The 12,673-nt window shown below is 73.3% G+C and carries 11 protein-coding genes; 8 read left to right on the forward strand and 3 right to left on the reverse strand.

Translation table 11 applies throughout. The annotated features are described in order from the left end of the window. Positions 1-300: 300 nt before the first annotated feature. A complete protein-coding gene (gene rsgA / locus VM95_RS27695) occupies positions 301-1,452 on the reverse strand; it encodes a ribosome small subunit-dependent GTPase A (protein ID WP_045701649.1) in 1,152 nt (383 codons plus the stop codon). A gap of 406 nt (positions 1,453-1,858) precedes the next feature. After that, positions 1,859-2,866: a cytochrome c oxidase assembly protein gene (locus VM95_RS27700; RefSeq protein WP_078860630.1), complete on the reverse strand. Its 1,008-nt coding sequence runs from the start codon at positions 2,864-2,866 to the stop codon at positions 1,859-1,861. 295 nt (positions 2,867-3,161) lie between these two features. On the opposite strand from VM95_RS27700, the gene VM95_RS27705 reads away from it, so the two are divergent. After that, entirely contained in the window at positions 3,162-5,072 is a 1,911-nt protein-coding gene (locus tag VM95_RS27705; RefSeq protein ID WP_063773574.1) for an FtsW/RodA/SpoVE family cell cycle protein, read from the forward strand. Positions 5,073-5,190: 118 nt separating this feature from the next. On the opposite strand, the gene VM95_RS27710 is transcribed toward VM95_RS27705, so the two are convergent. Further along, positions 5,191-6,504 (reverse strand): YihY/virulence factor BrkB family protein, encoded by a 1,314-nt coding sequence (locus VM95_RS27710; protein ID WP_078860634.1) that lies wholly within the window; start codon positions 6,502-6,504, stop codon positions 5,191-5,193. A gap of 177 nt (positions 6,505-6,681) precedes the next feature. Here VM95_RS27710 and VM95_RS45540 point away from each other — a divergent pair, with 177 nt between their 5' ends. The 7 genes from VM95_RS45540 to VM95_RS27740 all read left to right on the forward strand — a co-directional run bounded on the left by VM95_RS45540 (position 6,682) and on the right by VM95_RS27740 (position 12,448). Then, positions 6,682-6,765 (forward strand): putative leader peptide, encoded by an 84-nt coding sequence (locus VM95_RS45540; RefSeq protein WP_310593185.1) that lies wholly within the window; start codon positions 6,682-6,684, stop codon positions 6,763-6,765. A 211-nt stretch (positions 6,766-6,976) separates the two neighbouring features. Continuing rightward, complete coding sequence (locus VM95_RS27715) at positions 6,977-8,701, forward strand: nitrite/sulfite reductase (RefSeq protein WP_045701721.1); 1,725 nt, start codon at positions 6,977-6,979, stop codon at positions 8,699-8,701. Beyond that, positions 8,698-8,877, forward strand: coding sequence for an eL43 family ribosomal protein (locus VM95_RS27720; RefSeq protein ID WP_045701651.1), 180 nt, complete (start codon positions 8,698-8,700; stop codon positions 8,875-8,877). Before VM95_RS27715 ends, VM95_RS27720 begins: the two co-directional genes overlap by 4 nt. Further along, positions 8,858-9,559 carry a phosphoadenylyl-sulfate reductase gene (locus tag VM95_RS27725; RefSeq protein WP_045701653.1) on the forward strand — a complete coding sequence of 234 codons (702 nt, stop codon included), beginning with the start codon at positions 8,858-8,860 and terminating at the stop codon, positions 9,557-9,559. Before VM95_RS27720 ends, VM95_RS27725 begins: the two co-directional genes overlap by 20 nt. Positions 9,560-9,621: 62 nt before the next feature. Next, entirely contained in the window at positions 9,622-10,203 is a 582-nt protein-coding gene (gene cysC, locus VM95_RS27730; protein WP_045701655.1) for an adenylyl-sulfate kinase, read from the forward strand. Further along, positions 10,200-11,138 (forward strand): sulfate adenylyltransferase subunit CysD, encoded by a 939-nt coding sequence (gene cysD / locus VM95_RS27735; RefSeq protein ID WP_045701657.1) that lies wholly within the window; start codon positions 10,200-10,202, stop codon positions 11,136-11,138. Before cysC ends, cysD begins: the two co-directional genes overlap by 4 nt. Before the next feature lie 2 nt (positions 11,139-11,140). Beyond that, complete coding sequence (locus tag VM95_RS27740) at positions 11,141-12,448, forward strand: sulfate adenylyltransferase subunit 1 (protein WP_045701659.1); 1,308 nt, start codon at positions 11,141-11,143, stop codon at positions 12,446-12,448. Positions 12,449-12,673: the final 225 nt, after the last annotated feature.

A 12,673-nucleotide genomic window follows, 5' to 3' on the forward strand; every position in this document is an offset into this window, starting at 1 on the left:
ACCTGCGGGTGCCGCGCGCCCTGGCCCCGGCCTCTACCCGCATACCCGCGCACCCTGTGCGCCCCGTGCACCTGTGCACCCGCGCCCGTATCCCGCGCACCCGCGCCCACATCCCGCGCACCCATCCCCATCCGCATCCCGCGTGGGGCGCCGGCAGTCCCGAAGCGGGACCCGGCCGTCGAAGCGCTGCCCTCTACCGGGGCTACCGCCCGCACTGCGGGCGCCGCTTCCTTTCGAGCTCGGTGGAGGGCGGCCGGCGGCCGCCGGGGGCCGCCCTCCACTGCTCATCGCCTTACAGCGTCAACGCTTGACCGGACCTCCCGCCGCGCGCTGGGACTTGGTGATCGTCTTCCACTTCTTCAGCCGGGCCGAGGCCAGCCGGGCGTCCGAGCGCGAGGCGATCCACTCGTTCTCGCGCTGGAGCTTGAGGTAGCTGTCCATCCGGCGCTGCGGCAGGGTGCCGTCCGCCAGCGCCGCCTGGACGGCGCAGCCGGGCTCGGTGTGGTGGCCGCAGTCGTGGAAGCGGCATTCCTCGGCCAGCTCGGCGATGTCGGCGAACGCCAGGTCGACGCCCTCGCCACCGTAGAGGCCGACCTCGCGCAGCCCGGGGGTGTCGATCAGCACGCCCCCGCCGGGCAGCGGTATCAGCTCCCGGGTGGTCGTGGTGTGGCGCCCCTTCTGGTCGACGGCGCGGGCCTCCTGGACGGCCATCGCCGCGGTGCCGGCCAGCGCGTTGGTCAGCGTGGACTTGCCGACACCGGATTGGCCGATGAGGGCCGTGGTGCCCGGCAGGCAGGCCTGCAGGACGTCGATGCCCTCGCCGGTCTCGGCGCTGACCACGAGCACGGTGACCCCGGGGGCGACCGCTTCGACGTCGGCGCGGATGAAGTCGGCGTCGTCGACCAGGTCGGCCTTGGTGAGGACGACCAGCGGTTCGGCGCCGGACTCCCAGGCCAGGGCGAGGAAGCGCTCGATCCGGCCGAGGTCGGGGTCGGCCGCGAGGGAGGAGGCGATCAGGACGGTGTCGACGTTGGCCGCCAGCACCTGGCCGTCCGAGCGCTTGCCGGCCACCTTGCGGATGATCGCGGTGGAGCGCGGCAGCAGCGCGGAGACGGCGGCCATCGGCTGGGCGTACAGGTCGACGGCTGCCCAGTCGCCCGTGCACGGGCAGTTGATCATGTCGGCGTCGCCCACCGGCCGGGTGTCGAGCCGGACGGTGCGCACCTCGCCGGTCTCCGGGTCGGCGATCACGGCGTCGCACTGGCCGCGGTCGACCCGGACGATCCGGCCCGGGACCAGACCGGCCTCGGCGAGCGGCTCGAACGCCTCGGCGAGCTCGGACGTCCAGCCGTAGCCGGACAGCGGGGAGTCACCGGAGAGGTCGCCGGAGACGAAGGAGAAGGAGGAAGCGGAAGGAGAGGAGAACGACGGAACGGAGGCAGCGTTGAACAACGCAGTGTGCCCTTCGGGAGGAGTGACCCCGGCGGGCTACGGCTGGCGCGAACGCGAAGCGGTCAGCCGGCGGCCGGGAAAAGGAGGTGAACGCGAGTGCTGCCCTGGGCAGCTATCGGGGCGACGACGGCCATGGGGCCCACCTCCTGCTCTCTACTCCTCGGGCTGCCCAACGGCGCCCGAAACTCCTTGCGGGGCCGGCTGGCCCCGAAGCGAACGCGTCACACGCTAGCGGACGGCCCGCGCGCGGCCAACCTATTTTTGACCTGCGGAAACGCGCCGGTGAAGGCCGGGAGCGGCCGGCGGAGAGCCCGCAGGGGAGCACAATTGGCCCTGCTCCGCGCCGCCCGCCCGCCCCGCCCGCACCGCCCGCACCGCCCGCCCCGCACCCGGGGCAGAAGTGCCGCTACCCGCCGTACCGGTGCTTGAGGTTCGGGTCGTCCAGCCACCAGGGCCGCATCCCGGCCTCCTCCTCCACCGGCCGCCCCTCCTCCCGGGCCTGCGCCGCCGCCTCCTCGAAGCGGGCGTCCAGCTCGGCGTCCACCGCCTTGATCTCCTCCCGCCCCTGCACCACCATCCGCCGCACCAGCGCGGCCAGGAACGGCAGCCCGACCAGGTCCCCCAGCACCCAGAAGGCGTTGCCGCCCCAGGTCTGGTCCTGCGCCAGGCTCGGCCCCCAGGGCCGCCCGAGCGCCAGGTAGTAGTGCTCGGCGACGAGGTGCCCGCCGTAGATCAGCACGATCCCCAGCCCCGCGTCGAAGATCACCTCGGCGAAGGTGATGAACAGCCCGACGAGGTGCGGGTACTCGTGCCCGACCGGGTCGAGCTGCAGCCGCGGCCAGAAGTAGGCGAGGCCCAGCAGCACCAGCGCCAGGTGCAGCACCACGTTCCCCGGCCCGCTGGAGACCGACCACTCGTACCAGGGCGTGAAGTAGAGCAGCCACGGCGGCGCCATCAGCAGCGCCGTCGAGACGGCCGGGAACATCAGCACCTTCGAGGGCCGGCTGCGCAGCGCCCGCAGGATGCGCTCGCGCCGCCGCTGCGGCGAGGCGGCGACCAGCAGCGAGACGGGCGCGCCGAGCGCGAGCAGCAGCGGGACGACCATGAGCAGCAGCACGACCTGCACGGCCCGGTCGGTGAAGAGGATCCGCTCGTAGACGCCGAGGCCGGAGCAGGTGCACCAGATCCACAGCAGCAGTCCGCCGAGGAAGGCGGCGGTGCGGGTGGGCTGCCAGCGCTCGCCGCCGGCGCGCCGGACGGTGCGCACGGCGGCCAGGTACCAGGCGCCGGCCAGCACCGAGAGGGCGAGGACGAGCGGTTCGAAGGTCCAGGAGGTGGCCAGGTCGGACCACTGCCAGGCGGGCGGTCCACTGTAGGCGAGCATCCGGGCCGGGCCGTCCACCGCGCCGTTCATCCGTCCGCTCACCTCATCCGCGCCCGCGGCCCGCCGGGGCGAGGCGGGTCCGGCGCCGGGCGGGGCCGCGGCGCCCGGCCATCATCGCCCCCGGCAGCTGGCCGGCGGCGCGCGGGGCCCGCCTCTATACCGCGAGCTGACCAAGGCTTTACCCAACCCCAACAAAGCTTTACCAAGGCAAAGTTCGGCCCTCTCCGACCCCCGGGCCGCAACCGGCGGGCGGCCCGCTTCGTCTGGCAGGATGCACCGGTCGGCGATATCGGCCACGTGGGTGATGACAAGGGGACGACAAGAGGTGCGAAGCACTGAGCGCGGCGAGGGCCGCCGGCTGGCCGCGCGCCACCGCAACATCGAGCTGGGCCTGCTGGCGCTCGCGGTGGCCGTCTGCCTGGCGGGGAACATCACCGCCCACCTGGCACTGACCGACAAGATGCCGTCCGGGCTGCTGGTGAACGCTCTGGCGCTCGGGGGCCTGGCCGGGGTGGCGCACCTGACGGTGCGGCGGTTCGCGCCGTACGCGGACCCGCTGATCCTGCCGCTCGGCGTGTTCCTGACCGGCTTCGGCCTGATGCTGCTGGACCGGCTGGACGTCAGCTACGCGGCCGCCTTCCGGGACTACCAGAAGGTCCCGGCCGCGCCCTCGCAGCTGATGTGGACGTTCATCTCGGTGCTGGTGGCGCTCGCCCTGATCGTCTTCGTCAAGCACCACCGCTTCTTCCAGCGGTACGTCTACCTGCTGATGGCGGGCGCGCTGATCCTGCTGGCGGCCCCGGTGTTCTCCCCGAGCGACAGCTTCGGCGCGAAGCGCTGGATCCGGCTGGCCGGCCTGTCCTTCGAGCCGGACGAGTTCGTGAAGGTCGCGATCACGATCTTCTTCGCCGGCTACCTGATGGCCTCCCGGGACGCCCTGGCGCTGGCCGGCCGGAAGGTCTGGGGGATGACCCTGCCGCGCGGCCGGCACGCCGGGCCGGTGCTGGCGATCTGGGTGGTCAGCCTGCTGGTGCTGGTCTTCGAACGCGACCTGGGCACCTCGCTGATCTTCTTCGGCATCTTCGTCGTCATGCTGTACGTGGCGACCGAGCGCACCAGCTGGGTGGTCCTGGGCCTGCTGATGGCGGTCGGCGGCGCGGGCGTGGTCGGCACGGTGGAGCCGCACGTGCACGGGCGCGTCGAGGCCTGGCTGCACCCGCTCGACATCTACAACGAGCACCACGACAAGGCGATCATCTCCGACCAGCCCGCCGAGGCGCTGTTCAGCCTGGGCACCGGGCACCTGACCGGGACGGGCCTGGGCTCGGGCCGCCCGTGGTTGATCGGCTTCGCCGGGCGCAGCGACTTCGTGTTCACCACGATCGGCGAGGAGCTCGGCCTGGCCGGGGTGACGGCGGTGCTGCTGGTCTACGTGCTGCTGATCCAGCGCGGGCTGCGCACCGCGGTCGGCCTGACCGATCCGTTCGGCAAGCTGCTGGCGACGGGGCTGTCGGCGGCGCTGGCCCTGCAGGTGTTCGTGGTCGTGGGCGGGGTCAGCGGGCTGGTCCCGCTGACGGGCAAGGCGCTGCCGTTCCTGGCGGCGGGTGGTTCGTCGCTGTTGGCGAACTGGCTGATGATCGCCCTGCTGGTGAAGCTGAGCGACTCCTCCGGGCGCACCGCGCTGGATCCGGCCGAGGTGAGCCCGGAGCCGCTTCCGGCGCAGCCCCGCCCGGCGGCGGCGGCCGTGTCGCCGTCCGCGGGCTCGGCGCAGCCCGCCCCCACGGCCGGCGCGGCACCGGCGGACCCGGCAGGTGCGGGCCCGGCGCCGGCGGGCCCGGCACCGGCGGGCCCCGGGGCCGACCCGGGGGCGCCGACCGAGCTGCGCCCCGCGTACGGCGCCGCCGGCGGCGGCCACACCCCCACCGGCCAGCCCTCGTACGGCTACCCGCCCGCCCCCGAGCCCGGCGCCCAGCCGGCCGGCGGGCAGGAGTACGGCGCCCCGGGCCACGGCGCCCCCGGCGACGGCGGCCAGAGCTACGGCGGCCAAAGCCTCGGCGGCCAGAGCTACGGTGGCCAGAACCTCGGCGGCCAGAGCTACGGTGGCCAAAGCCTCGGCGGCCAGGGCTTCGGCGGCCCCGGCTACGGCAACGCCCACGACTCCGCGGGCCACCCCGCCCGGGGCTACGGCAACCCGGGCCACAACGGCCGGACCCCGCCCGGCCCGGCGACCGCCTGACGGGCGGACAGCCCGCCCGGCGGCCACCCGACGAACGCACCAGGGCCTCCCCCGCACCCGCGGGGGAGGCCCTGTCCGTACGGCTGTCCGCACCCTTCCAACGCCCCCGGCAGCGCCGCTACCGCTGCTCCCACGGCGGCCGGGGCGGCCGCGGCGGGTAGCCCGGCACCTGTTGCCCCGGCGGCGGCCCCGGTGGCGGCCCGGTGGGCCGGTCGCTGTCGGGCGGCGGCGGGGCGGGCCGGTGGTGCGGTCCGCCGCGGGCGGTGAGGCGGCCGCGGAGGTTGTCGGCGGCGAGGACGTCGGCCCAGCGCTCGGGGTATTCGGAGGGCGCGTCGACGTCGTCGTTCTCGTCCTCGCCCCACTCCTCCTCGTGGCCTTCGGCGAGGCCGAGTTCGCGGGCGCGGCGGGCGCGTTCGACGGCCCGGCGGGCGGCGACCTCGCGGACGACGGCGGCCGCGGCCTCCTCGTGGGCGCGTTCGTTCTCGGCGCGGGCGTCGGCGGTTTCGAGGGTCGGCCAGCGGCGGTCTATGGCGGCGTTCATGGCGGCGCCGATGAGGACGGCGAGGGCGACCACGAAGATCCACAGCAGGACGGCGACGGGCGCGGCGAGCGAGCCGTACGCCGAGGGGACCTCGACGGAGCTGACCAGGTAGAGGCGCAGGCCGACGCTGCAGAAGACGAGGACGACGAGGGCGACGAGCGCGCCGGGGATGTCCTCGCGCCAGGGCGTGGAGACGGGGACGGCCAGGTGGTAGAGGGTGGTGAGGGAGACGATCAGCAGCAGGATGGCGACGGGCCAGTAGGTGGCGCCGACGAGTCCGGCGATGCCGGGGACGGCGTTCTCGATGAGGCCGGGCCCGGCCATCAGCAGGGGCAGGACGAACGCGCCGATGACCAGGGCGCCGAGGTAGAGGCCGAGGGACATCAGCCGGGTCTTGACGATGCCGCGCTTGCCGTCGAGGCCGTACATGACGGTGATGGTGTCGATGAAGATGTAGAGCGCCCGGGAGCCGGACCACAGCGACAGCAGGAAGCCGATCGAGATGAGGTCGGGCCGGGTGTGGCCGAAGACCTGGTCGAGCAGCGGTTCGACGACGTCCTTGACGGAGGACTGCGACAGGACCGTCCCGGAGGCGGTGATGATGTCGTGCTTGAGCCGGTCGATGGTGCCCGCGCCGAGGAAGGAGTCGAGGTAGCCGAGGGTGGCGGCGACGCCGAGCAGCAGCGGTGGGATGGACAGCAGGGTGAAGAAGGCGGCCTCGGCGGCGAGGCCGGTGACCCGGTACTCGACGCAGGTGTTGGTGGTGTCCTTGACCAGGTCCCACGTGGTGCGGCGCCAGGTGACCGGCTTGGCCGCGCGCCGGGAGCCCTTGCCGCGGCGCCGGGTGGGGCGCTCGGGGGTCGGTCTGCTCGTTTCGCCTGCTGCTTGCACAGGGGTAACGGTATCGGGCCGGGGCGCCGCGGTTGATCTCCCCGGGGTCCCGGGGCGTGGCCGGGCGGCGGGGCGGGGAGCGGCGGGAACCGTCGAGCGTCCCGCATTTCGGAACCATGGAGTCCAGCATTCGGATGTTAGTGGACCGCGAGTCCCGCGCCGTGCGAATCTCTTGCCATGCCTAGCGCCGGAACCACCCTGGTCGGTCGACTCCACGTCGACCTGCTTCGCGTGTCCAGCGCCATCTGTCCGGTGACCTGAGCCCACCCCCGCCGCACCACCGCACCCGGCGCCACCCACCATCGCCATCCCCGCAGCAGCGGATGCGCAGGCGCCCGCCCGGCCCCGGTCACTGCTCTCCCTTTCCAGGGAACGTTCCTGAGGAATCCGCAGGTCACAGCAGCACCGTACGGCCGTGCACGCCCCGCGACCCATCCGGCACCAGCGCCACCTGCCCCCGAAGGACTTCATCATGGCCACGTCCCCCGAGACCGCCGAGCCCACGGCCGAAAGCCCGGCCCCGCGCCGCCCCGCCGCGGCTCGCAAGGTGACCCGTCACCGCGGCGAGGGCCAGTGGGGCATGGGGCACTTCACCCCGCTGAACGCCAACGAGCAGTTCAAGAAGGACGACGACGGTCTCAATGTGCGGACACGTATTGAGACGATCTACGCGCAGCGGGGCTTCGACTCGATCGACCCGGCCGACCTGCGCGGCCGGATGCGCTGGTGGGGGCTCTACACCCAGCGCAAGGAGGGCATCGACGGCGGCAAGACCGCGATCCTGGACCCGCACGAGCTGGACGCCGAGTACTTCATGCTCCGGGTGCGGATCGACGGCGGCCGGCTGACGGTCGCCCAGCTGAAGGCGATCGCCGAGGTCTCCGAGGAGTACGCGCGCGGCACCGCCGACCTGACCGACCGCCAGAACATCCAGTACCACTGGATCCGGATCGAGGACGTCCCGGCGATCTGGCGCAAGCTGGAGGCGGTGGGCCTGTCCACCACCGAGGCCTGCGGCGACACCCCGCGCGTCGTCCTCGGCTCCCCGGTGGCCGGCGTCGCCGAGGACGAGATCATCGACGGCACCCCGGCGATCGACGAGATCCAGCGCCGCTTCATCGGCAACAAGGACTTCTCCAACCTGCCGCGCAAGTTCAAGGCCGCGGTCTCCGGCTCCCCGCGGCTGGACGTCGCGCACGAGATCAACGACGTCGCCTTCGTCGGCGTCGTCCACCCGGAGCACGGGCCCGGCTTCGACCTGTGGGTCGGCGGCGGCCTGTCCACCAACCCCAAGCTGGGCGTGCGCCTGGGCGCCTGGGTGCCGCTGGAGCAGGTGCCGGACGTCTTCGGCGGGGTGATCGGCATCTTCCGCGACTACGGCTACCGCCGGCTGCGCAACCGCGCCCGGCTGAAGTTCCTGGTCGCCGACTGGGGCGCGGAGAAGTTCCGTCAGGTGCTGGAGGACGAGTACCTGAAGGACAAGCTCCTCGACGGGCCGGCACCGGTCGAGCCCGCCGCCCGCTGGCGCGACCACGTCGGCGTCCACCGGCAGAAGGACGGCCGGTACTTCATCGGCTTCGCGCCGCGGGTCGGCCGGGTCGACGGCAAGCTGCTCGGCGAGGTCGCCGACCTGGCCGCCGCGCACGGCAGCGACCGGGTCCGCACCACCACCGAGCAGAAGATGCTCATCCTCGACGTCGCCGAGGAGCACGTCGACGCGGTGGTGGCCGGACTGGAGGCGCTCGACCTGCGGGTCACCCCGTCGCCGTTCCGCCGCGGCACCATGGCCTGCACCGGCATCGAGTACTGCAAGCTCGCCATCGTCGAGACCAAGCAGCGCGGCCGCACGCTCATCGACGAGCTGGAGAAGCGCCTGCCGGACTTCGACGAGCCGCTGACCATCAACATCAACGGCTGCCCGAACGCCTGCGCCCGCATCCAGGTCGCCGACTTCGGCCTCAAGGGCCAGCTCGTCACCGACGAGAACGGCGAGCAGGTCGAGGGCTACCAGGTGCACCTGGGCGGCGCGCTCGGCCTGGAGGCCGGCTTCGGCCGCAAGGTCCGCGGCCTCAAGGTCACCAGCGCCGCCCTGCCGGACTACATCGAGCGCGTCCTGACCCGCTACCGGGCCGACCGCGCCGAGGGCGAGCGCTTCGCCCAGTGGGCGGCCCGGGCCAGTGAGGAGCAGCTGTCGTGAGCGAAAGAGCCGCACCGTTCTTCTGCCCCTACTGCGGCGAGGAGGACCTGCGCCCGTCCGAGGCCGGGCACGGCGCCTGGGAGTGCCACGGCTGCCGCCGGGCCTTCCAGCTGAAGTTCCTCGGCCTGCTGTCACCGACCAACGGGGGTACGTCACATGAGCAGCACCGCGACTGACCACGCGGCGCTCGCGGAGCGGGCCGGCCGCGAGCTGGAGGAGGCCACGCCGCAGGAGATCCTGCGCTGGGCCGCCGACACCTTCGGCGGGCGGTTCTGCGTCACCTCGTCGATGGAGGACGCGGTGGTCGCCCACCTGGCCTCCTCGGTGTTCCCGGGCGTGGACGTGGTGTTCCTGGACACCGGCTACCACTTCCCGGAGACCATCGGGACCCGCGACGCGGTGGCCGCGACGATGCCGGTCAACGTCATCACGCTGAAGCCGCTGAGGACCGTGGCCGAGCAGGACGCCGAGCACGGGCCGAACCTGCACGACCGCGACCCGGACCTGTGCTGCGCGCTGCGCAAGGTCGAGCCGCTGAACCGGGGCCTCGGCGGCTACGACGCCTGGGCGACGGGGCTGCGCCGCGACGAGTCGCCGACCCGGGCGAACACCCCGGTGGTGGCCTGGGACGCCAGGCGCCGCAAGGTCAAGATCGCCCCGATCGCCCGGTGGACGCAGCAGGACGTGGACGCCTACGTCGCCGCCCACGGGGTCCTGCTCAACCCGCTGCTGTGGGAGGGCTACACCTCGATCGGCTGCTCACCGCTGTCCTGCACCCGCAAGCCGGGTGAGGGTGAGGACGCCCGGGCCGGGCGCTGGTCGGGCTCCGGCAAGACCGAGTGCGGCATCCACCTCTGAAGCGAGCCCCGTGATCCCCCGTCTCCACTCGTGTAAGGAAAGACGTCGTGACAGCTGACACTTTGGCCGCCGCCGGAGCCGCAGAGGCGGCCCCCCAGGCCGCCCCCTGCGAGCGCGGCGCCACCGTGTGGCTGACCGGGCTGCCGAGCGCGGGCAAGACCACGCTGGCGTTCGCGCTGGCCGAGCGGCTGCGCGCCGGCGGCCACAAGGTCGAGGTCCTGGACGGCGACGAGATCCGCGAGTTCCTGTCCAAGGGCCTCGGCTTCTCCCGCGAGGACCGGCACACCAACGTGACCCGGATCGGCTTCGTCGCCGAGAAGCTGGCCGCCAACGGCGTGAAGGTGCTCGCCCCGGTGATCGCCCCGTTCGCGGACTCGCGGGCCGCCGTGCGCGAGCGGCACGCCGCGAACGGCACCGCGTTCCTGGAGGTCCACGTCGCCACCCCGGTCGAGCTGTGCGCCGAGCGGGACGTCAAGGGCCTGTACGCGAAGCAGGCCGCCGGCGAGATCTCCGGCCTGACCGGTGTGGACGACCCGTACGAGGCGCCCGAGGCGCCGGAGCTGCGCCTGCAGACGCAGGGCAGGGCGGTCGCCGAGTCCGCCGCCGAGCTGCACGCCTTCCTGACCGAGAGGGGCCTCGCATGACCACCGCGACCGACAGCCCGGTCCGCACCGACGACACCCCGTTCGCGCTGTCCCACCTGGACGCGCTGGAGGCCGAGTCGGTGCACATCTTCCGCGAGGTCGCGGGGGAGTTCGAGCGCCCGGTGATCCTGTTCTCCGGCGGCAAGGACTCCATCGTCATGCTGCACCTGGCGCTGAAGGCCTTCGCCCCGGCGCCCGTCCCGTTCGCGCTGCTGCACGTCGACACCGGCCACAACTTCCCCGAGGTGATCGCCTACCGGGACCGCGTGGCGGCCGAGCACAACCTGCGCCTGCACGTCGCCTCCGTCCAGGACTTCATCGACCGCGGCGTGCTGCGCGAGCGCCCGGACGGCACCCGCAACCCGCTGCAGACGGTGCCGCTGCTCGACGCGATCGAGAAGGGCCGCTTCGACGCCGTGTTCGGCGGCGGCCGCCGGGACGAGGAGAAGGCCCGCGCCAAGGAGCGCGTGTTCTCCCTGCGCGACGAGTTCGGCGCCTGGGACCCGCGCCGCCAGCGCCCCGAGCTGTGGTCGCTGTACAACGGCCGGCACGCGGTCGGCGAGCACGTGCGGGTCTTCCCGCTGTCCAACTGGACCGAGCTGGACGTCTGGCAGTACATCGAGCGCGAGGGCATCGAGCTGCCGGAGATCTACTACGCGCACGAGCGGGACGTCTTCGCCCGCAACGGCATGTGGCTGACCGCCGGCGAGTGGGGCGGCCCCAAGGACACCGAGCCCGTCGAGCGGCGGCTGATCCGCTACCGCACCGTGGGCGACATGTCCTGCACCGGCGCCGTCGACTCGGACGCCACCACCATCGAGGCCGTGATCGCCGAGATCGCCGCCAGCCGCCTCACCGAGCGCGGCGCCACCCGCGCCGACGACAAGCTGTCCGAGGCCGCGATGGAAGACCGCAAGCGCGAGGGGTACTTCTAGACATGAGCACTGCAACCGCCACGTCGCTGCTGCGCTTCGCCACCGCCGGGTCCGTCGACGACGGCAAGTCCACCCTGGTCGGCCGCCTCCTGCACGACTCCAAGTCCGTGCTCGCCGACCAGCTGGAGGCCGTCGAGCACGCCTCCCGCAGCCGCGGCCAGGACGCGCCCGACCTCGCGCTGCTCACCGACGGCCTGCGGGCCGAACGCGAGCAGGGCATCACCATCGACGTCGCCTACCGCTACTTCGCCACCCCCCGGCGCCGGTTCATCCTCGCCGACACCCCCGGGCACGTGCAGTACACCCGCAACATGGTGACCGGCGCCTCCACCGCCGAGCTCGCCGTCGTCCTGGTCGACGCCCGCAACGGCGTCGTCGAGCAGACCCGCCGGCACGCCGCCGTCGCCGCGCTGCTGCGGGTGCCGCACGTGGTGCTGGCCGTCAACAAGATGGACCTCGTCGGCTACGCCGAGCCCGTGTTCGCCGCCATCGCCGCCGAGTTCACCGCCTACGCCGCCTCGCTCGGCGTCACCGACGTGCTGGCCGTGCCGATCTCCGCCCTCGCCGGGGACAACGTCGTCGAACCGTCCGCGCACATGGACTGGTACGGCGGCCCGACCCTGCTGGAGCACCTGGAGACCGTCCCGGTCGGCAGCGACCCGAGCGCCGAGCCCGCCCGCTTCCCCGTCCAGTACGTGATCCGCCCGCAGACCGAGGAGCACCCCGACTACCGCGGCTACGCGGGCCAGTTGGCCTCCGGCGTGCTGCGGGTCGGCGACCCGGTCACCGTGCTGCCCTCCGGGCACACCACCACCGTCGCCGGGATCGACGCGCTCGGCCGCCGCACCGACATCGCCTGGGCCCCGCAGTCGGTCACCGTCCGCCTCGCCGACGACATCGACATCTCCCGCGGCGACCTCATCGCGGCCGGGGCGACTCCCGCGCCCACCAAGGACATCGAGGCCACCGTCAGCCACCTCAACGAGCGGCCGCTGCGCGCCGGGGACAAGGTGCTGCTCAAGCACACCACCCGCACCGTGCGGGCGCTGGTCAAGGAGATCTCCTACCGGATCGACATCGACAGCCTCGAACAGCGCTCCGGCGCCGAGGGGTTGAACGTCAACGACATCGGCCACGTGGTGCTGCGCACCGCCGAGCCGCTGGCCCTCGACGCCTACGCGGCCAACCGCCGCACCGGCTCGTTCCTGCTGATCGACCCGGCGGACGGCACCACCCTCACCGCCGGCATGGCGGGCGAGGCGTTCGACACCGTACGCGCCACGGACACCGCAGAGGAGGACTGGGTCTGATGCCCAGCGAGGCGTTCTCGGGCATGGACAAGGAAGGCGGCCGCATCGGCAGCGGCGTCCTCGGCAGCGGCCAGGGCGGCCTGACCCGATGTGCGGGCCGACAGGGCTGACCCGCCCTGTCACCGGGCTGTCTCCCCCACGGCCGCCCGGCCTGCCCCCGGCACACCGCTGCCGCGCGCACCACCTTCCCAACCGTCCGCCCGGGACCGCCTCCTGACGGTCCGT

Origin of the sequence: Streptomyces rubellomurinus (assembly GCF_000961885.1) — a bacterium.
GTDB classification, from domain to species: domain Bacteria; phylum Actinomycetota; class Actinomycetes; order Streptomycetales; family Streptomycetaceae; genus Kitasatospora; species Kitasatospora rubellomurina.

Bases quoted from the DNA above. Each gene is read 5' to 3' on its own strand.
- VM95_RS27700 (WP_078860630.1), bottom strand. From the start codon at position 2,866: ATGAACGGCGCGGTGGACGGCCCGGCCCGGATGCTCGCCTACAGTGGA.
- VM95_RS45540 (WP_310593185.1), top strand. From the start codon at position 6,682: ATGCCTAGCGCCGGAACCACCCTGGTCGGTCGACTCCACGTCGACCTG.
- VM95_RS27715 (WP_045701721.1), top strand. From the start codon at position 6,977: ATGGCCACGTCCCCCGAGACCGCCGAGCCCACGGCCGAAAGCCCGGCC.
- VM95_RS27725 (WP_045701653.1), top strand. From the start codon at position 8,858: ATGAGCAGCACCGCGACTGACCACGCGGCGCTCGCGGAGCGGGCCGGC.
- cysD (WP_045701657.1), top strand. From the start codon at position 10,200: ATGACCACCGCGACCGACAGCCCGGTCCGCACCGACGACACCCCGTTC.
- VM95_RS27740 (WP_045701659.1), top strand. From the start codon at position 11,141: ATGAGCACTGCAACCGCCACGTCGCTGCTGCGCTTCGCCACCGCCGGG.